Here is an 18,182-nt window from a genome sequence, read left to right on the forward strand (position 1 = left end):
GATGCGCCTCACGCAGGATGGAATTGCAGAGCTGCGCCATTGTTGCAGTAGCGCTTGCCGGTCGGGGGCGGGCCGTCATTGAAGACATGGCCCTGATGGCCGCCGCAGCGCGCGCAATGATATTCGGTGCGCTCCACGCCGATGGCGAAGTCGGCCTTGGTCTTCAGATGGTTCGGGATGGCGCGGAAGAAGCTGGGCCAGCCGGTGCCGGAATCGTATTTCGTATCGGAGTTGAACAGGGGCAGGTCGCAGCCGAGGCAGGCGAACACGCCCTTGCGGTGTTCATTGAGCAGCGGGCTGGTGAAGGGGCGCTCGGTCGCTTCGTGGCGCAGCACGGCGTAGGCCAGCGGGGACAGGCGCTTCTTCCATTCGGCGTCGCTCAAAGAGAGCGGCGCGATGGTCTCGGCCTGCGCGCCCTGACCGCAACCGGCAAGTACAGCGCCCACAGTGCTCCCCAGGGCGCCCATACTGATGAGAGATAACAGATCGCGGCGTAACATGCTTGGCTCCTTTTTGGCCCCATCACACTGATACGCGCGTCATGGCGTTCGGGTTACAACAGCAGTAAATCGAGCAGGGCGCGCCGTTCGGGATCGAGCGAGTCGGGCCGGACCATCAGCGCGTCCTGCAAGGCGCGGCGATAGCGCTCATCGACCGGCGGCGGTCCCTGTTCGAGCAGGGCGGACAGGATGCGCCGGGCCACGCCCAGACTGTCGCTGAAGCGTTGCAGGATCGCCTGCACGCTGACATGCTCGTTCGGATCGTCGCGCCAGCAGTCGTAATCGGTGACAATGCACAAGGAGGCGTAGGCCATCTGCGCCTCGCGGGCCAGAAAGACCTCCGGAACGTGGGTCATGCCGACCAGATCGCCGCCGAAGCCCTGCATCATGCGGCTTTCGGCGCGCGTGCCCAGGCGCGGACCATCGACGCAGACATAGGTGGTTTCGGTATGGACGCTGTGTCCGGCTTCGCGCACGGCCTTCGCGATCCACGCCGCCATGTCCGGGCAGACCGGCTGCGCGGTCGAGATATGGGCGGCGAGGCCGTGACCGAGAAAGGTCTTGTCGCGCGGCCCCTTGACGTTGTCGATATACTGCTTAGGCGCGGCGAAGTGGCCGGGCGCGATGGCTTCGCGTAACGAGCCGACCGCCGAGACGCCTAAGATCTGGCGCGCGCCCAACGCTTTGAGCGCGTAGATATTGGCGCGGTAATTGACCTCGTGCGGCAGGAACTGGTGCTGACGGCCATGCCGGGCCAGAAACAGGATCCGCCGCCCGAAGGCCTCGGCCTCGACGATCGGCGAGGACGGCGCGCCGAAGGGGGTGGCGACCGCATGTTCACGCAAAGGCGTGACGCCGTCGAGCTGATAAAGACCTGTGCCGCCGATAATCGCTAACATGCGCACACCCTCACTGTGACTTTTTTCACGCAGGCGCCGTATGTCGGCGCCACATAGCCTGTCCTGTCATCGAACTGTCGTCAAAACTACACGCAAGCGTCATGGCCCGGACCTATAGCGCCGCCCTGTGGTCTTCGCTGTTCGGGGACCGGAATTTCTTCCCGGAATTATTCCGACGTTCAAAGGGTCTGTCCATGAAAAAATCCCTCATCCTCGGCGCAGCTTTCGGCGCCGTCATGCTGGCCGCCGCCGCTGGCGCCAACGCCCAGAGCTGGGCTGACAACACGACGGTGTCGGGCCGCATCTACGCCGACGTGACCGACCTGTCGGTCAAGACCAACGACGTGAAGCAATCATCGAGCGGTTTCGGCACGGATGTGAAGCGCTTCTATGTCGGCATCGACCATAAGTTCAACGAAACCTGGGCCGTCAATGTCACGACCGACTTCACGACGGTCAACACCAACAGCGGCGCTCTTGACTCGGTCTATATCAAGAAGGCCTATCTCGAAGGCAAGTTCTCGCCGGCTTTCGACCTGCGCGTCGGTTCGACCGATATGCCCTGGATCCCGTATGCGGAAGGCGTCTATGGCTACCGCTACATCGAAAACACCCTGTCGGACAAGGCGCACGTCGGCACCTCGGCTGACTGGGGCGTGCACGCTTCCGGTAAGCTGGGCCCGATCTTCTCCTACGCCGTCTCGGCGGTCAACGGCAACGGCTACAAGAACACCGCGCGCGCCAAGGGTCTTGACGTCGAAGGCCGCCTGAGCGCCAAGATCGACCAGTTCGACTTCGCCATCGGCGGCTACACCGGCAAGCTGGGCGCGACCTACGGCGTCGCCACGCCGAACACGGCCAACCGCTTTAACGCCCTGGCCGCCTGGACCGGCGAGCGCGCCAAGATCGGCGTCGAATACTTCTCGGCCAACGACTATGCGGCCGCCATCGTCAAGGGCGCCGCGGAAGACAAGGCGGACGGCGTTTCGGTTTTCGGCGCCTACCGCCTGAACCCGGTCTATACCCTGATCGGCCGTTACGACGACGTGAAGCCGACTAAGGACACGAACAGCTCGAAGGAAGACAAGTATTACAATGTCGGCGTTCAATACGCCGCCTTCAAGAACGTCAACTTCGCCCTGGTGTACAAACACGACGATCTGAAGTCCACGGGCGTCAAGACCGTGAGCGACGAAATCGGCATCTGGTCGCAGCTTCTCTACTAAGCGCGACAAGATTGACGAAAATCGAGCCGCCGCGCATAACATGCGCGGCGGTTTTTTTTGCTTTCATCTGTTGCTGAAATCCTTGCGAATCAAAGCTTTTCCTTCGGGTGTCATAAACTTTATCCCCTTGTCATATAGCTGTTACAAAAGACGCGTAACCCGCTGCGCAGGACATAAGGGTCCGCTAAATTCCTGAGGAGATGGGGAATGATGAAGTTTCTGACTGCCGCGGCTGCTGTCGCGCTGCTGATTGCTCCGGTCGCTTCGACCGCTTCCGCTGCCGACACCGTTTCGGGCGCCGGTTCGACCTTCGCCGCGCCGCTTTACGCCAAGTGGGCCGAAGGCTACAAGCGCGCCACGGGCGCGTCCCTGAACTATCAGGCGATCGGTTCCGGCGGCGGCATCAAGCAGATCGAAGCCGGTACGGTCGATTTCGGCGGCACCGACAAGCCGCTGACCGAGGATGTCCTGGCTCAGCAGCACCTGTACCAGTTCCCGACCGCCGTCAGCGGCGTTGTGCCGGCGATCAACATTCCGGGCATCCCGACGGGCAAGCTGAAGCTGCCGGGCAAGGTTCTGGCCGACATCTATCAAGGCAAGATCACCAAGTGGAACGATCCGGCGATCGCCCAGTGGAACAAGGGTCTCAACCTGCCGAACCTGCCGATCACCGTCGTCCACCGTTCGGACGGTTCGGGCACGACCTTCATCTTCACGACCTATCTGTCGATGGCGTCGGCGGACTGGAAGTCGGGCGTTGGCGCCAATGACGCGGTCGAATGGCCGGTCGGCGTCGGCGGCAAGGGCAATGACGGCGTCGCCGCCCTGGTTCATGGCACTGCCGGTTCGATCGGCTATGTCGAATACGCCTATGTCATGAAGACGGGCATCACCTACGCCCTGGTTGCTTCGCACGACGCCACCTGGCCGCTGCCGACCGCCGCCGCCTTCAAGGCCGCGACCGCTGGCGCCGACTGGGCGCACGCTCCGGGCAACTATCTGATGATCGTCAATCAGCCCGGCGCCAACGCCTGGCCGATCTCGGGCGCGACCTTCGCCCTGGTGCACACGAACCCGACCGCCGCTGACGCTGCCAAGGTGGCGGGCGTGCTGAAGTTCTTCGACTACGGCTTCAAGAACGGCGACTTCAACGCCAACGACCTGCTTTACGTGCCGCTGCCCGCCTCGGTGAAAACCCTGATCCGCAAGCAATGGGCTGACCAGATCAAGGTGGATGGCAAGCCGGTTTACGTCTCGCCGAACAAGTAAGACCCGCTCCGGATCGCTTCGATCCGAGCCATGTCAAGACATGGGGCGGGGCCGAGATTTCGGCCTCGCCCCTGCCTCGTTTTATAAAGACTCTCCTCCGCCCGCCCTTGTTTATGACCGTTCTGACCGGTATAGGCAGGCGGCAGGAACCCACCAACCGGAACCGTCATCTCATGACCTCTGAAACGTCCGCTTCCGCTGTCTCCGCTGCCAACGGCGTCAAGGCGTTCAAGCCGCGCTTCGATCCGACCGACCCGATCTTCCGCTGGGTGTCGTTTGCCGCCGCCACTCTGCTGCTGGTGGTGCTGGCCGGAATCATCGGCTCTTTGGTGGTCGGCGGTTGGCCCGCCCTGTCCCACTTTGGAATCAAATTCTTTACCGACTCGTCCTGGAATCCAGTGACCGAGCAATATGGCGCGGCCGGTCCGATCGTCGGCACGATCATCTCCTCGGGTCTGGCCCTGGTGTTCGCCCTGCCGATCGCGGTCGGCGTTGCGGTCTATCTGACGCAGTTCTGCCCGCGTTCGCTGGCCCAGCCCCTGTCCACGGCGGTCGAGTTGCTGGCGGGCATTCCGTCCATCGTCTATGGCATGTGGGGTCTGTTCGTCTTCGCCCCCTTCTTCGCCGCCCATGTGCAACTGCCGCTGATGATGGCGGCCAAGCCCGGCTCGCTGCTGGAAAAGCTGACCGCCGGGGTGCCGAACGGCGCCAATGTCTTCACCGCCTCGGTCATTCTGGCCATCATGATCCTGCCCTATATGGCCGCCGTGTTCCGCGAACTGTTCCGCTCGATCCCGCCGCAGGTGCGCGAAGCCGCCTTCGGCCTGGGCGCAACCCCGTTCGAGGTGACGACCTCGGTGATCATCCCCTATGTCCAGAAGGGCATGATCGGCGTGATCATGCTGGGCCTTGGCCGCGCGCTCGGCGAGACGATGGCCGTGACCTTCATCATCGGCAATTCTCACCGCTTCCCCAAATCGTTGTTCGATTCGAGCGCCACCCTGGCCTCGACCATCGCCAACGAGTTCGCCGAAGCGACCACCGACATGCACACCTCGGCGCTGGTGGCGCTGGGCCTGGTGCTGTTCCTCATCACCTTCGCGGTTCTGGCGGCGGCGCGCGCGCTGCTGTCGTCGCAGCGTTACTAAGGGAGCCGGGATCATGAACCGCACCTTCCGCCGCAAGGCCGCCAATATTGTCTTCGTCTCGCTGTGCGTGCTGGCGACCGTGGTGTCGCTCGTCGCGCTGGGCCTGATCCTGTATTCGCTGTTCAAGAACGGCTTTGGCGCCATGAACCCGCACATCTTCACCATGGACACGCCCGCGCCCGACTCCGAAGGCGGCCTGCGCAACGCCATCTATGGCTCGATCATGATGTGCGGCGTCGGCATGATCATCGCCCTAGTCGTCGGCATTCTGGCCGGGACCTGGCTAGCCGAGATCGGCGGCGATACGCCCTATGGCCACGCCGTGCGCTTCCTCAACGACGTGCTTCTGTCGGCACCGTCCATCCTGATCGGCCTGTTCGTCTATGAACTGCTGGTCAAGCCGTTCCACGGCTTTTCCGGCTGGGCGGGCGCGGTGGCTCTGTCGATCCTGGCGACGCCGATTGTGACACGCACGACCGAGGACATCCTGAATCTGCAACCGAACGCCCTGCGCGAAGCGGGCATGGCTCTGGGCTCATCGCAATTCACCACCATCCGCAAGATCATCTGGAAAGCGGCGGGCGCAGGTCTGTTAACCGGCGGGCTGCTGGGCTTTGCGCGCATTTCGGGCGAGACCGCGCCGCTTCTGTTCACCGCGCTGAACAACCAGTTCTTTGAGGGCAATCTGGCCCATCCGATGTCGTCCCTGCCGGTCGTCATGTTCAACATGGCGCTCAGCCCCTACAGCGACTGGAACAAGCTGGCTTGGGCCGCCGCCCTGCTGGTGGCCGTCGCCGTCCTCATCGTCAACATCATCGGGCGCTGGCTGGCGCGCGAAAAGCAACAACATTAATCGGGCCACAGACACATGACCGACACCACGTCCCCCGACTTTCAAAGCGTGATCGTTCCGCCTCCGGCTGGCAGCCTTGTGCTTGAGGTCAAGAAGCTCAACTTCTTCTATGGCGCCAATCAGTCGCTGTACGGCGTCGATCTGCCGGTGAAGCGCAACGCCATCACCGCCCTGATCGGCCCGTCCGGCTGCGGCAAGTCCACCCTTCTGCGCACGATCAACCGCATCTATGACCTCTATCCGGGGCAGCGCGCCGAGGGCGAGATTCTGTTCGACGGCGAGGACATCCTGAATGGCAAGGTCGATGTCGCTTCCCTGCGCGCGCGCATCGGCATGGTGTTCCAGAAGCCGACGCCCTTCCCGATGTCGATCTATGATAATGTCGCCTATGGCGTGCGCCTGCACCAGTCGAAGTCCAAGGCCGAGATGGACGAACTGGTCGAATCGTCCTTGCGCAAGGCGGCGCTTTGGGATGAAGTCAAGGACAAGCTGCACAAGTCGGGCCTTGGCCTGTCGGGCGGTCAGCAGCAACGCCTGTGCGTGGCGCGCGGCATCGCGGTCAATCCGGAAATCCTGCTCCTGGACGAACCGGCTTCGGCGCTTGACCCGGTTTCGACCGCCAAGCTTGAGGACACGCTGGAGGAGCTGAAGCGCGACTATTCGATCGTGATCGTCACGCACAACCTGCAACAGGCCGCGCGCCTGTCCGACTATACGGGCTTCATGTTCCTCGGGAAGATGATCGAGTTCGGTCCGACCGAAGAGCTGTTCGTCAAACCGAAGGTCGATAAGACCGGTGAATATATCGGCGGCCGCTTCGGCTGATACGCCTCACCAGCGGGCAAAACAAAGAACCCGGCAGGTTATCCTGCCGGGTTCTTTGTTTCCTATTCCACGTACAGCACCCTCGGATCGGCCTCGAAGGTCGTGCCGTCCGTGCGGGTGGCGCGGGCCGACAGGGTATGCGTTCCGACGGTGAGCGAGCCCTTTGGGAAGCTATAGGTATATTGCAGCTTCGGCCAGTTGGGATCGTATTTCAACAGGTCCGGCGCGCGGTGCGTCGGCTCGTCGATGCCGTAATGGGCGTGGGCGACCACCTTGCCGTCCAGCAGCATATCGACGGACTTCACTCCCTTGGGATCGGCGGCCATGCCGTACTTGATTCCCGTATCGTTGCGTGAGATGAAGTCGCCGCGGGTCGGGTGGGCGATATAGAGTTGCGGCACGAACGGGCAGGGCGTCGCATCGACCTCTGCGTCGGTCAGCGGTGTGGCGCGCACCTTGGCGGTGTAAAAATCGATAGCCGTGCGATAGGGCGGCAGGGCCGTGATTCCCTCCTTTTCCGCCTCGCCAAAATCCTTGCATAGATTGGCGTAGAGCGCGATCTGCTCCGGCTCGTGATAGATGTAGGACGGCTCCAGCAGGGCCAGCACGACCGGCCCGCCCGCGTGATCATTCAACAGCGCCTGACGGTCAAGGCTCCAGTCATGCCGGGCCACCGAAAACATGCTGACATCGTCATAAGGATCGCCCAGCGTATAGACGCGCAGGTCGCGATGGCCGTCGGCGGGGAATTCCAGATGCACGGCGGCGATATGGCCATTGGTCGCGACGGCGGGCGCGGCGCCGAACCGAACCTGCGCGCGCGCCATCGCCTTGCGCAGCGGCGCGTCCAGCGCGGTCCAGTCCTCGTTTTTGAGGATGTTGTAGGCGCGCCAGCGCGAACTGAGCCTGGCCGAATTGTCGTAGAGAATCTGATAGCCGGTCGCCGCCACGCCGATCGCCAGACCGATCAGCGGCCCGGTGGCGATCAGGGCGGCGCGCAGGCGTCGGCTGTTCAGATTTTTCGCCGTATCGGCAAAGCGGATCAGCACGCCTGGAACCAGGGGCAGCATGGGGATGGCGGCCATAAACGGCCAGTGCGGCATGACCTTTTTGTTGACCGTGGCTTCGAGTGCGTAAAAGGCGAAGATCACCACGGTCTGCCAGGCCAGCAGGGTGTCGAACCCGCGTTCAGGGCGCGCGCCGTCCTCATCCTTTTTCGGCCACAGCGCATGCTTGACCGCGCCCCAGATGGCGATGAAGAACAGGGGCGTCCACACGCCGAACTGGGTTTCGATCAGGCTGAGGACGTGCTTGGGATCGGCGTCGTAATTGGGACGGCGGATGACGTGAAATTCAATCGCGGGCCAGCCTTCTGACGCATTGTAGAGGATGGCGGGCAGCAAACCGATGACGCCCAGCGCCGCTGTGATCCACACGCCCGGATGCGTCCAGAATTTGCGCCCGCGCGGCTCGGCCAGCATGAAGACCACAACCGCCAGGCCCGGCACGAGAAAGCGGAAGTGCACAAGTTGTCCGATACCGGCGCACACCCCGGCCCAGATCCACCATTTCAGGCTCGATTTTGTATCCGGCGTCTGCATGGCGCGCAGCAGGCAGCCCAGCATCAGGGCCAGCAACAGTTGCAACGCGCCTTCGGGGTAGAAGATGGTGCCATTCAGGCTGATGGCCGGGATCAGCATCGAGATGATCGCCGCCCAGATGGCGTTGCGCGCGCTGGTCACCGGTTTGGCCATGAACCAGACCGCCCACGGGATCGCCATGGCGATGGCGAGGGCTACGATCCGCAACGGCTCGACATGCCAGCCGAAAAGGGTTGTCACCAGCCGCGCCAGCCACGGAAAGCCCGCCGGAATGTCGGGATAGCCGAAGGCCAGATACTGGCCCGACACGACGAAATGGCTTTCTTCCCAGATGACGTGGCTGATCAGGCCGACGCTGAATTTCCAGATCAGCATGAAGACCCACAGGGCCAGGGCGGCTTGTTTCAGCCGGTTATCATCGCCGAAAAGCGGCTTCTGCGGCCCCGTCACGCTTGGCGCGGCGCCCAGTTCGTAAAAATCCTGCATAGCGTTGTTCCTATCCCGCTGTTCTTTTGACAGGCTGCGGGATCAAGGTAAAGGCTGCTACTTCGCGGGCGTCAAAAGGCCCATATCGCCGAGCCAGTCCGTCAGCCGCTGTGGCCAATCGCGCACAGTCTTATGATCGGAACGGTCGCCCATATTAAAGGCGTGCGGAACTCCGGCCATGACATGCCGCTCGAACGGCACGTCGGGGAAGGCGTCGTACAGACGCTCAATGGCGTCGGTGTCCGCCATGGCCATGCGGTCGGCGGAGCCGTTGAGCAGGAAGACCGGCGGCGGCGCGTGGTCGGTAAACGGAACAATGCCCAGCGGGCCGGGATAGATTTCGATCAGAAAATCCGGGCGGGCGTCGGTCCGGTCGATGGGATCGGCGGCGTTCGGATCGGTGGTCGGGGGATTGAAAGCCGCCATCGAGGTCAGTTCGCCGCCGGCGGAAAAGCCCATCACGCCGATGCGATGCGGATCGACGCCATAGTCGGCGGCGTGGGCGCGGACATAGCGGATGGCGCGCACGAGGTCGGCCTTGGCGTCGCCTTCGACGGAATAGGGCGAGCCTTTTTCCCTCGCCAGCACATATTTGAGCGCAAAGGCGGTGACGCCGATCCCAGCCAGATACTGGCCCGGCTGCTCGCCCTCGGCATGAAAGACAAGGTTCTGGTGACCGCCGCCGGGAACGACGATCACGGCGGTTCCGGTCGCCTTGCCCGCGGGCGGCGCAAAGACGGTCAGGGACGGATTGTTGATCGAACGCCACCACCAGTCGGCGTGTTGCTCAGGGATGTCACGACGCGACTCAAAACCGGGCTGGCCTTTGGCCCATAGCGGTATGACGGTTTCTGCTGAGGCGGGCGCCGCAAGGGCGAGCGCCAGCAAGGCGGCGATGATGGAACGCATGATATCCTCCCGGTTTATGATTTTGGCCGGTTTATGATTTTGGGAGGAGGCTAACCCGGAAATCAGCCCTTGACCAGTTCGCGCGTGGCGGCGGACACCGTATAGTCGGCGGCGACGCGCACGTCGCGCAGGTGGCGCACCTGACGGATCGATTCTTCGTAAAGCGGATGGGCCTTATAGGCGCGGAAATCTTCGATGGTGTCGAATTCGCCATAGACGACGATGTCGATATCGTTGGCGATCTGGTCGATCTTTTCGTTGTAAGCGACTTCGAGCAGCCGGGCCTGCGGGATCTGGGTCAGGACCGACAGGCCGCGATAGACGGCGTCGCGGTTGTCCGCGCTGGCGTTGAACATCACGATATGGCGGATCATGCAGGACTCGTTTCAGGCTTAACGTGTGCGCCTCACTTAAAGCCTGAGGCGACTTCGTCAAGCCCTATTCGGCGCAGCCATCGGGTCCGCAGACTGCGCCCGACGGTTCGGCTGGCGTCTCCGCTTGAATCTGACGCAAGGCGGCGGCGAAGGTCGCGACCGGTTGCGCGCCGGACAGGGCGTAGCGGTCGTCGAAGACGAAAAAGGGGACGCCATTGACGCCATGGGCGCGGGCCGTTTGTTCGTCCTGCGCCACCCTGGCCGTCAGGCTGGCGTCGGTCAGCGCCGCCGCCATATCGGGGCGCGTCAGCCCGACGTCTTCGCCGATCGCGAACAGGTTTTCACGATCAAATATATTCTCATTTTTTGAGAAATATGCGTCATACAAAGTGTTTAACAACGGAAATTGCAGGTTTTTTTCCGCCGCCAGGGCTAAAAGCACATGCGCATCGCCTGTATCGCCGATCAAGGTTCCTGAAAGCTGGAAATCAAGTCCAACCTGCGCGGCCATATCGGTAACGCGCTTCTGCTGGGCGTCGGCCTGAGCGCCGCGCAGACCGTATTTGCGCGCCAGCATGGTCTCGACCGGCTCCGGCGCTGCGTCCGGTTGCAGGCGGAAGGCGTGATGGACAATCTCGACCTCGGCGCCGGTCTGCGCGACCGCCTGATCAAGCGCCGCCTTGCCGATGGCGCAGAACGGACAGACGATGTCGGACCAGATGTCGATACGCATGCGAGCCTCCTTTTGCATGAACCGTATATATGGTGGTTACGGTTTATCGCAAGGCGCATCGCGCAGACGATCCCACCAGGAAAATTTGAGAATGAGCGTGCAGGCGGCGGCCAGTCCTGCCGTCAGCCAGAATTTCGGCATGGCGTGAATCACCAGGAAGATGGCCGAGGCGGTCAGAGCGGTCTGCCAGACGACGCCGATCAGCACGTTCATGACGTCGAGGCCGAAATCTCGATTGGGCTGGGCGTGCGGCTCGTCCTCGCGCAGCGCCGTCAGCACCGGCCCCCAGAAACCCCACGGGCGGGTCTGGCTGTAAAAGGTCTTGAGCGTTTCCATATCTGTGGCCGGAGTCAGGTAGGAACCGATCACCGCCACGAACAGACAGGCCAGCATCAGCCACGGAAAGGCGGCCAGACCGTCGATCTTCGCCACGGTCATCCACAGCGCCGCCACAACCCCGACCGTCATTGAGGCCGCATAGCCGGTCCCATTCAGTCGCCACCAGTACCATTTGACGATATTGGCGACCGTATAGCCGCCATAGAGGCCGGTGGTGATCCAGGTGATGACCTCGTTGAACGATTTGAGCTGCCAGCCGATAGCGGCGGCGATGACTGCGAACAGGAAGGCGGTCAGCCAGGCCAGCCGCACCAGGGTCTTCTGATCCGCGTCCGGCCTGATATATTTGCGGTAGATGTCGTTGACCACATAGGCGGGCGCGGCGTTGAGCGAGGCCGAATAGGTCGCCATGAAGGCCGAGAGCAGCCCCGCCAGGGTCAGGCCCAGCAGGCCGGGCGGCAGGAATCTGTGCACCACCCACGGCAGGATGGCGTCGAAATCGCCGGAGAAGGGTTTGCCCGCCGCTGCGGCCTGCGCCTGCATGTGCGTCCATTCCGGGCCGATAAAGACCACGGCCAGCACGGCGAGGCCCGCGATCATCAGATAGCGCGGAAACAGCAGCACGATATTGACGAAGCCGGAAATCTTGGCCGCTTCGCTGGGCGAGCGCGCCGATAGCAGGCGCTGCATGTCGTAATTCGGCGCCGGCCCCGCCATCGCCTTCAATATGCCCTGAAAGGTCATCAGCCCCATGAACAGGGCGAAGTAGGAATAGCCTTCGCTGTTGATCGTCGTGATGGCCGACGCGGCGATGACGCGGTTCTCAGGCTTGGCGGCGCGGGCGACGGCGTTCCAGTCGAGGTCGAGCTTCCAGCCGAAAAGCAGCGAATCCCAGCCATGCGGCACGGCGGCGCGAAGCATGTCGGCGCTCACCGTCGTCATGGCGATCCAGGCGATGGCGATGCAGACGACGAGCTTGATGAAGAATTGCAGAACCTCGGTCATCACCACCGAATACATGCCGCCCTTGACCGAATAGATGGTGGTCAGGGCCACCACGATCAGGCCGTAGAGCTTGTCATTGACCTCCGGGTCGGCAGACAGCCGCCACGGCGCGAATTCGGCCACCAGCTTGCCGATGCCCAGAAAGCCGTAAGCCAGCATGCCGACCACCATGATCAGGGCGAAGATGACATTGATCAGGTGCGAGGCGCGCGCGCCGGGGCCGTCGCCGAAGCGGAAGGTCATCCATTCCGCGCCCGTCAGTCTGCCCGAACGGCGCAGCCAGACGGCCAGAAACACCATCAGGAAGATCTGGTTGAACACCGGCCACAGCCACGGGATGAAGACCGACTTCAGGCCATAGACGACCAGCAGGCCGACCATCCACATGGTGCCGCCGACATCGAACATGCCCGAGGCATTGGAAAGGCCCAGCACGTACCAGGGCAGGCGGTTGCCGGCGAGGAAATAGTTGGACAGGCTGCCCGACGACAGTTTCGACACCCAGAAGCCAAGCCCTAGGGTCAGGATCAGATACCCGGTGATAATCGCCAGGTCGATGGGGTTGAGGGTCATGGTTTCCTGCCTGTTTTATGGTTTTATCAGCCCAGACGTTTGACGAGTTCGAGCATGGCGCGGCCATTATGGTATGGGCATTTCCACAGGCTGAGAAGCGCCTGTGGCGGACGCTTGGCGTCGCGCGCATACCAGGTCCATTCACGGCCTTGAGCAGCGCCATAGCCGGATTTTATGCGCGCCCACAGACGCAGGGCGGCGTCGGCATAGGCCTTCTCGCTGGTCATCTGAAACGCATTGACGAAACCGACCAGTCCTTCGGCCTGTCCCCACCATTCGCCGTCCGCGTCGAGGCGACCGTCGAAGCCGCGCTCATAAGCGATCCCGCCGTGGTCCAGCACGCCCTGCTCCAGCGTCGCGCGGGCCAGGGCCAGCACATGCGGCCTGGCGCGCGCGATCAGGGCTGGATCGTCCAGTGTCTCGACGGCCTCCCATAACAGCCAGCTCGCCTCGATGTCGTGGCCGTAGGAGATGGCCTCGGTGCGGTCGGTCCAGTCCATGTCGAAGAACAGCCGCAAATGCCCGTCTGAACCCATGAAACGGTCGATAAACACCTCAATCGCGCGGCGCAGCGCTACTTGCGTCGCCGCGTCGGGCGCGACCTGATGCAGGCGGGTATAGGCTTCCAGCACATGCAGGTGGGTGTTCATCGTCTTGGGCGCGTCCATATCCTTATCGGACAGGCGCGGGTCGTTCACGGCGGCCCAGTCGCGCGTCAGGGCTTCGATATAACCGCCGCGGTCGGCATCCCAAAAGCGCGTCTCGATCAGGTCACGCATGGCGCGCGCCGTCGCCAGCGCCGCCGGATCGTCCGTCGCGGCGTAATGTTCGGCGAACCCGTAAAGCGCGAAGGCCTGCGCATAGGCCTGCTTTTTCGTATCGCGCGGTCGGCCCTGCGCGTCGACCGTCCAGAAGACGCCGCCATGCTCTTTATCGAGCAGATGCGCCTTCAGATAATCCGCCGCGCGCTGCGCCGACGCCGTCCCGCCAGCGGCGGCAAAGAACCACAGCATGCGCGCATTGAGGATCGCCGCCTTGGGCGCACCGGGGACAGGCTGGCCGGAGGCGTCGATTTCACCGTAAAAGCCGCCGCTTGGATCGGGCGCATTTTCCGACCACCAGCGCAAAATGGCGTCAGCCTCAGCGCGCGCCTCCTGTCGAAAGATGTCGAGCGCGGGTTTCATCGCGCCATAAAGGCTTCATTTTTGGCGATCAGATCGAGACGTTGCGCAACGCACGCCGCCGAGGTCAGCGGGTCCGGCGGCGTGTTCAGGCAGTAATCGACCAGTTGCGCCACCGTCGAGGTCGCCACATGCAGCCTTGTGTCCGATGAGGCGTAATAGATGAAGATGCGGCCCTGATCCTCGATCCAGCCATTGGAGAAGACGACGTTCGACACATCGCCGACGCGCTCCTCGCCCTGCGGCGCAATCAGGTGGCCGCCCGGCGCATGGGTGACGATCCACGGGCGCTTGAGGTCGGTCATGAACAGGTACAGCACATAGCGCAGGCCCGCCGCCGTATTGCGCACCCCGTGCGCCAGATGCAGCCAGCCGCGATCGGTGCGGATCGGCGCCGGACCCTGGCCGTTCTTGACCTCCTTGATCGTGTGATAGACCTTGTTGTCGACGATGGTTTCCGTTTCGATGACCGCATGGGCCATGTCGTCGCAAAGGCCCCAGCCTATGCCGCCGCCGGAGCCGACCGAGATAAAGCCGTCTTGGGGGCGGGTATAGAGGGCGTACTTCCCATCCACGAATTCAGGATGCAGCACGACATTGCGCTGCTGGCCCGAACGTGTTGTCAGATCGGGCAGGCGTTCCCATGCCGCAAGGTCTTTCGTGCGCGCAATGCCGCATTGCGCCACGGCGGCGCTGAGATCGTGCGGCTGGTTCATATCCTTGCGCTCGGTGCAGAACAGGCCGTAGATCCAGCCGTCCTCATGCCGGGTCAGGCGCATATCGTAGACATTCGTATCCGGCTCGTCCGTCTGCGGCAGGACCACCGGGCGCGGCCAGAAACGGAAATTATCGACCCCGTTCGGGCTTTCGGCCACCGCGAAAAACGATTTGCGGTCGTCGCCCTCGACACGCGCCACGACGACATAACGGCCATCGAACAGCAGCGCGCCTGCGTTGAAGACGGCGTTGATTCCCATCCGCTCCATCATGAACGGATTGGTTTTCGGATTGAAATCGTAGCGCCATTCCAAAGGCGCATGGGCGGCGGTCAAAACCGGATGCGCATAGCGTTGATAGACGCCGTTCGTATCGGTCGTCGGCGCATTCGGCAGATTCAACAACGCGGCATGCGTTTTTTGTAATCGCGCCAGTCTTTCGCGCGCATTCCCGTCCATGATCGTCCTCCTGAGCGCATTGGCTTATCCGTCCACGTCGCCGCAATTAAGTAAAATTGATTTATTAATTGAGCAAGGCCGTTTGCGGTCCGCCAACGAAAAAGTTTACCGGGAAGATCGCCGACGCCCCTTGCGTTTGGTTACTTTATAACATATGTGAGGGCGCACGGATCGCAGCGAGGAGAGAGCATGCCCGCGCCCGAAGCGCCTCACAAGAGCAGATGGCTGGATTTCGCCTCAGTCGGCCTGTCCGGGCTATGCGTCGTGCATTGTCTGGCCCTGCCGCTGCTGGCGGCGGCCTTGCCGCTGGCCGGAACCCTGGCCGATGCGCCGTGGGTGCATCCGCTGCTGGTGCTGATTGCGGCCCCGCTCAGCCTGTGGGCGATCCAATCGTCGCGCGCCTGGCGTAAGGTTCCGGTGGTCGGGCTGATCTTGGCCGGTCTGGCCCTTCTGGCTCTGGCCGCCTTTGTCCCGGCTCTGGCCGATCTGGATACGACTCTGACTGTAATTGGCGCCCTCGCCATCGCCTCGGCGCATGTGGTCAACTATCTGTCTGGCGCGCGTCATACGCACAGCGAGGATTGCGCCTGCGAAGTCGCGGGCGAATAGCCGCCTTTTTTGCGCCGCAAACATTGGCGAGTGCGGTCAGCGGTCCTATATAGGGACACATTCTAGCCGCATCCCGGAATTTGCCATGAGTTCTCAGCCCGCGCCCGCCAGGACCACGCAGCCGCCCGTTCAACCTCAATATACGGCCCCGATGCTGAAATCCAAGGCGAAGGCGTCCGAGACGCTGGCCTTTCTCAAACCCTATCTGTGGCCGTCCGACCGCCCCGATCTGAAGATGCAGGTGGTGTGGGCCTTGCTGGCCATGCTGGTGGGCAAGCTTCTGACGGTGGCGACGCCGTTCGCCTACAAATGGGCGACCAACGCCTTTGCGTTGAAAGGCGCCGCCGCGCCGGGCTTCTGGTCGCTGATCATGGCCTCGCCGATCATTCTGGTGCTGGCCTATGGCGTGGCGCGCATGTTCTCGCAGGTGTTCAACAATATTCGCGACGGCATGTTTTCGGCGGTCGGGCAGCATGCAGTGCGGGGCCTGGCCAACCGCGCCTTTGTCCACCTGCATAATCTGAGCTTGCGCTTCCACCTGCAACGCCGCACCGGCGGTTTGTCGCGCGTGATCGAGCGCGGCAAGACCGGCATCGAAACCATTATCCGCCTGACCATGATGGTCGGCATACCGACCGTGGTCGAGTTCGCCCTGACCGCGATCAGCCTGTGGGCGCAGTTCGACCTGATCTATGTCGCGGTCGTGGCGGTGACGGTCGTGGTCTATGTCTGGTTCTCCATCGTCGCCTCGAACATGCGCATCTCGATCCGCAAGGAGATGAACGAGGCCGACAGCGACGCCATGTCCAAGGCGGTCGATTCGCTGTTGAACTTCGAGACAGTCAAATATTTCGGCAATGAGGCGCTGGAGCGCGGCCGTTACGACCGCGCCACCGCCATGTACGAAAAGGCGGCGATCAAGACCTACACCTCGCTGGCCTGGCTCAATATCGGTCAGGCGGTGATCTTCTCGATCGGCATGGTCACGGTGATGCTGATGAGCGCCTGGGAGGTTGCGCACGGCACCAAGACCATCGGCCATTTCGTGCTGGTTAACGCCTTCATGATGCAGCTCGCCATTCCGCTCAACTTCATCGGCACGCTGTATCGCGAAATCTCGACCGGCCTGATCGACATGGAATCGATGTTCAAGCTGCTGGACGAGCCCGCCGAGGTTGTCGATGCCGATGAGGCCCGCGATTTGATCGTCACCGACGGCGCGGTCAGCTTCAAGGATGTGGTCTTTTCCTACGATCCCGACCGTGAAATCCTCAAGGGCGTGTCGTTCGACGTGCCGGCGGGCAAGACGGTGGCGATTGTCGGGCCGTCGGGCGCGGGTAAATCGACCATTTCGCGCCTTCTGTTCCGCTTCTACGACGTCAAAGGCGGCGCCATCGAGATCGACGGTCAGGACATTCGCGGCGTGTCGCAGGCCAGTTTGCGCAAGGCCATCGGCATGGTGCCGCAGGATACGGTGCTGTTCAACGACACCATCGCCTACAATATCGGCTATGGCCGCTATGGCGCCTCGCGCGAAGAGGTCGAGGCGGCCGCGGACCGCGCGCAGATTTCGGGCTTTATCGCCACGCTTCCCAAGGGCTATGACACTGAGGTGGGCGAACGCGGGCTGAAGCTGTCGGGCGGCGAGAAGCAGCGCGTCGCGATTGCGCGCACGCTTTTGAAGGCGCCGCCGATCCTGATTCTGGACGAGGCGACCTCGGCGCTCGACACCCATACCGAGCGCGAAATTCAGGCCTCGCTCGATGATGTGTCGAAGAACCGCACCACGCTGGTGATCGCGCACCGGCTCTCCACCGTCGTGAACGCCGACGAAATTCTGGTGCTCAAGGACGGCGTGGTGTCCGAACGCGGCAAGCACGCCCAGCTCATGAAGCTGAACGGCCTCTACGCTTCTATGTGGGAGCGTCAGCGCGCCGCCGACGACGCCAGAGAGGCGCTGGCCAAGGTGACGGCGGAGGCTGAATAGTCCCCGGCGTGGGCAGGACGGTTCATCGCCGCGCCGATAAAGCAGGCGACCACAAGAGCCACAGGCATCATGGCGCCCAGCAGCGCCTTTGACAGCATCGTCTTCATAACAAAATCCCTCTCACCGTAAGATGAGAGGGATTTTGCCGTGCAACAGACCAGGTTCGCGCTACGATTCTGGTCGGGGGATTGCAAAAAGCCGGTAAGTCCGGTCTTACATCGACGAGGTCGACGTCGTGGTCGTCGTCGTCGTGGTCATGGCGTCGGCGGATGCGCTGTCGGACATGGCCATATCGGACATGGCGCCGCCCGTATCGGCGGGCGCCATTTCGGAGGTCGTCGTTTCGCTGGTTGTCGTCGTTTCGCTCGGCTTGGAGCAGGCGCTGGCGCCCAGGCATAAAGCGGCGGCGGTCAGCGGCAGAAGCATCTTGGCGGAAATCTTGATCATGGTCCCTCTCCTTCACAAACAGGTGAAGCGGGACTATGGCCAA

The 18,182-nt window shown here is 62.6% G+C and carries 18 protein-coding genes; 7 read left to right on the top strand and 11 right to left on the bottom strand.

All coding sequences use genetic code 11. The annotated features are described in order from the left end of the window. Positions 1-8: 8 nt before the first annotated feature. Together msrB and mtnP are read right to left on the bottom strand one after the other, a co-directional pair. Positions 9-500 carry a peptide-methionine (R)-S-oxide reductase MsrB gene (gene msrB / locus ACTHLA_RS03005; RefSeq protein ID WP_440185308.1) on the bottom strand — a complete coding sequence of 164 codons (492 nt, stop codon included), beginning with the start codon at positions 498-500 and terminating at the stop codon, positions 9-11. A gap of 53 nt (positions 501-553) precedes the next feature. Further along, positions 554-1,399 (bottom strand): S-methyl-5'-thioadenosine phosphorylase, encoded by an 846-nt coding sequence (mtnP, locus tag ACTHLA_RS03010; protein WP_440185311.1) that lies wholly within the window; start codon positions 1,397-1,399, stop codon positions 554-556. 194 nt (positions 1,400-1,593) lie between these two features. Here mtnP and ACTHLA_RS03015 point away from each other — a divergent pair, with 194 nt between their 5' ends. From ACTHLA_RS03015 to pstB, 5 genes are all read left to right on the top strand, one after another. After that, positions 1,594-2,625 carry a porin gene (locus tag ACTHLA_RS03015; protein ID WP_440185313.1) on the top strand — a complete coding sequence of 344 codons (1,032 nt, stop codon included), beginning with the start codon at positions 1,594-1,596 and terminating at the stop codon, positions 2,623-2,625. 207 nt (positions 2,626-2,832) lie between these two features. Beyond that, entirely contained in the window at positions 2,833-3,894 is a 1,062-nt protein-coding gene (pstS, locus tag ACTHLA_RS03020) for a phosphate ABC transporter substrate-binding protein PstS (RefSeq protein ID WP_440185315.1), read from the top strand. A 173-nt stretch (positions 3,895-4,067) separates the two neighbouring features. Beyond that, positions 4,068-5,042, top strand: coding sequence for a phosphate ABC transporter permease subunit PstC (pstC, locus tag ACTHLA_RS03025; RefSeq protein ID WP_440185317.1), 975 nt, complete (start codon positions 4,068-4,070; stop codon positions 5,040-5,042). A 13-nt stretch (positions 5,043-5,055) separates the two neighbouring features. Further along, on the top strand, positions 5,056-5,895 hold the full coding sequence (pstA, locus tag ACTHLA_RS03030) for a phosphate ABC transporter permease PstA (RefSeq protein WP_440185320.1): 840 nt from the start codon (positions 5,056-5,058) through the stop codon (positions 5,893-5,895). Positions 5,896-5,910: 15 nt separating this feature from the next. Further along, the gene (gene pstB / locus ACTHLA_RS03035) at positions 5,911-6,720 is read left to right on the top strand and encodes a phosphate ABC transporter ATP-binding protein PstB (RefSeq protein ID WP_440185323.1); all 810 of its coding nucleotides are present in this window, start codon (positions 5,911-5,913) and stop codon (positions 6,718-6,720) included. Between the two features lie 62 nt (positions 6,721-6,782). Here the strand turns inward: pstB and ACTHLA_RS03040 are convergent, their stop codons facing one another. From ACTHLA_RS03040 to ACTHLA_RS03070, 7 genes are all read right to left on the bottom strand, one after another. Next, positions 6,783-8,807: a glycosyltransferase family 39 protein gene (locus ACTHLA_RS03040; protein WP_440185327.1), complete on the bottom strand. Its 2,025-nt coding sequence runs from the start codon at positions 8,805-8,807 to the stop codon at positions 6,783-6,785. Positions 8,808-8,864: 57 nt separating this feature from the next. Further along, positions 8,865-9,716, bottom strand: coding sequence for an alpha/beta hydrolase (locus tag ACTHLA_RS03045; protein WP_440185330.1), 852 nt, complete (start codon positions 9,714-9,716; stop codon positions 8,865-8,867). Positions 9,717-9,778: 62 nt separating this feature from the next. Further along, positions 9,779-10,090, bottom strand: coding sequence for a Dabb family protein (locus tag ACTHLA_RS03050; protein WP_440185332.1), 312 nt, complete (start codon positions 10,088-10,090; stop codon positions 9,779-9,781). A gap of 64 nt (positions 10,091-10,154) precedes the next feature. After that, positions 10,155-10,823 (bottom strand): DsbA family oxidoreductase, encoded by a 669-nt coding sequence (locus tag ACTHLA_RS03055; protein WP_440185335.1) that lies wholly within the window; start codon positions 10,821-10,823, stop codon positions 10,155-10,157. Between the two features lie 36 nt (positions 10,824-10,859). Further along, positions 10,860-12,740: a sodium:solute symporter family protein gene (locus ACTHLA_RS03060; protein WP_440185337.1), complete on the bottom strand. Its 1,881-nt coding sequence runs from the start codon at positions 12,738-12,740 to the stop codon at positions 10,860-10,862. Between the two features lie 26 nt (positions 12,741-12,766). Beyond that, positions 12,767-13,924, bottom strand: coding sequence for an AGE family epimerase/isomerase (locus tag ACTHLA_RS03065; protein ID WP_440185340.1), 1,158 nt, complete (start codon positions 13,922-13,924; stop codon positions 12,767-12,769). Then, positions 13,921-15,096: a glycoside hydrolase family 130 protein gene (locus tag ACTHLA_RS03070; RefSeq protein WP_440185343.1), complete on the bottom strand. Its 1,176-nt coding sequence runs from the start codon at positions 15,094-15,096 to the stop codon at positions 13,921-13,923. The genes ACTHLA_RS03065 and ACTHLA_RS03070 overlap by 4 nt, the downstream gene beginning before the upstream one ends. Positions 15,097-15,285: 189 nt before the next feature. Between ACTHLA_RS03070 and ACTHLA_RS03075 the strand changes: the two genes are divergently transcribed. Next, positions 15,286-15,705, top strand: a complete 420-nt coding sequence (locus ACTHLA_RS03075) for a MerC domain-containing protein (RefSeq protein ID WP_440185345.1) — start codon at positions 15,286-15,288, stop codon at positions 15,703-15,705. Positions 15,706-15,790: 85 nt separating this feature from the next. Next, entirely contained in the window at positions 15,791-17,692 is a 1,902-nt protein-coding gene (locus ACTHLA_RS03080) for an ABCB family ABC transporter ATP-binding protein/permease (protein WP_440185348.1), read from the top strand. On the opposite strand, the gene ACTHLA_RS03085 is transcribed toward ACTHLA_RS03080, so the two are convergent. Continuing rightward, a complete protein-coding gene (locus ACTHLA_RS03085) occupies positions 17,632-17,799 on the bottom strand; it encodes a hypothetical protein (RefSeq protein WP_440185351.1) in 168 nt (55 codons plus the stop codon). The two genes, ACTHLA_RS03080 and ACTHLA_RS03085, sit on opposite strands and share 61 nt — an antisense overlap. Before the next feature lie 106 nt (positions 17,800-17,905). Next, a complete protein-coding gene (locus ACTHLA_RS03090; RefSeq protein WP_440185353.1) occupies positions 17,906-18,139 on the bottom strand; it encodes a hypothetical protein in 234 nt (77 codons plus the stop codon). Between the last annotated feature and the right edge of the window lie 43 nt (positions 18,140-18,182).

The sequence above is a fragment of the Asticcacaulis sp. genome (assembly GCF_051956075.1).
Lineage (GTDB): Bacteria > Pseudomonadota > Alphaproteobacteria > Caulobacterales > Caulobacteraceae > Asticcacaulis.

Excerpts from the sequence above, each read along its gene's own strand:
- mtnP (WP_440185311.1), bottom strand. The coding sequence starts at position 1,399 with ATGTTAGCGATTATCGGCGGCACAGGTCTTTATCAGCTCGACGGCGTC.
- ACTHLA_RS03045 (WP_440185330.1), bottom strand. The coding sequence starts at position 9,716 with ATGCGTTCCATCATCGCCGCCTTGCTGGCGCTCGCCCTTGCGGCGCCC.
- ACTHLA_RS03055 (WP_440185335.1), bottom strand. The coding sequence starts at position 10,823 with ATGCGTATCGACATCTGGTCCGACATCGTCTGTCCGTTCTGCGCCATC.
- pstB (WP_440185323.1), top strand. The coding sequence starts at position 5,911 with ATGACCGACACCACGTCCCCCGACTTTCAAAGCGTGATCGTTCCGCCT.
- ACTHLA_RS03080 (WP_440185348.1), top strand. The coding sequence starts at position 15,791 with ATGAGTTCTCAGCCCGCGCCCGCCAGGACCACGCAGCCGCCCGTTCAA.
- ACTHLA_RS03065 (WP_440185340.1), bottom strand. The coding sequence starts at position 13,924 with ATGAAACCCGCGCTCGACATCTTTCGACAGGAGGCGCGCGCTGAGGCT.
- ACTHLA_RS03075 (WP_440185345.1), top strand. The coding sequence starts at position 15,286 with ATGCCCGCGCCCGAAGCGCCTCACAAGAGCAGATGGCTGGATTTCGCC.
- pstA (WP_440185320.1), top strand. The coding sequence starts at position 5,056 with ATGAACCGCACCTTCCGCCGCAAGGCCGCCAATATTGTCTTCGTCTCG.
- msrB (WP_440185308.1), bottom strand. The coding sequence starts at position 500 with ATGTTACGCCGCGATCTGTTATCTCTCATCAGTATGGGCGCCCTGGGG.
- pstS (WP_440185315.1), top strand. The coding sequence starts at position 2,833 with ATGATGAAGTTTCTGACTGCCGCGGCTGCTGTCGCGCTGCTGATTGCT.
- ACTHLA_RS03015 (WP_440185313.1), top strand. The coding sequence starts at position 1,594 with ATGAAAAAATCCCTCATCCTCGGCGCAGCTTTCGGCGCCGTCATGCTG.
- pstC (WP_440185317.1), top strand. The coding sequence starts at position 4,068 with ATGACCTCTGAAACGTCCGCTTCCGCTGTCTCCGCTGCCAACGGCGTC.
- ACTHLA_RS03085 (WP_440185351.1), bottom strand. The coding sequence starts at position 17,799 with ATGAAGACGATGCTGTCAAAGGCGCTGCTGGGCGCCATGATGCCTGTG.
- ACTHLA_RS03050 (WP_440185332.1), bottom strand. The coding sequence starts at position 10,090 with ATGATCCGCCATATCGTGATGTTCAACGCCAGCGCGGACAACCGCGAC.
- ACTHLA_RS03040 (WP_440185327.1), bottom strand. The coding sequence starts at position 8,807 with ATGCAGGATTTTTACGAACTGGGCGCCGCGCCAAGCGTGACGGGGCCG.
- ACTHLA_RS03090 (WP_440185353.1), bottom strand. The coding sequence starts at position 18,139 with ATGATCAAGATTTCCGCCAAGATGCTTCTGCCGCTGACCGCCGCCGCT.
- ACTHLA_RS03070 (WP_440185343.1), bottom strand. The coding sequence starts at position 15,096 with ATGGACGGGAATGCGCGCGAAAGACTGGCGCGATTACAAAAAACGCAT.
- ACTHLA_RS03060 (WP_440185337.1), bottom strand. The coding sequence starts at position 12,740 with ATGACCCTCAACCCCATCGACCTGGCGATTATCACCGGGTATCTGATC.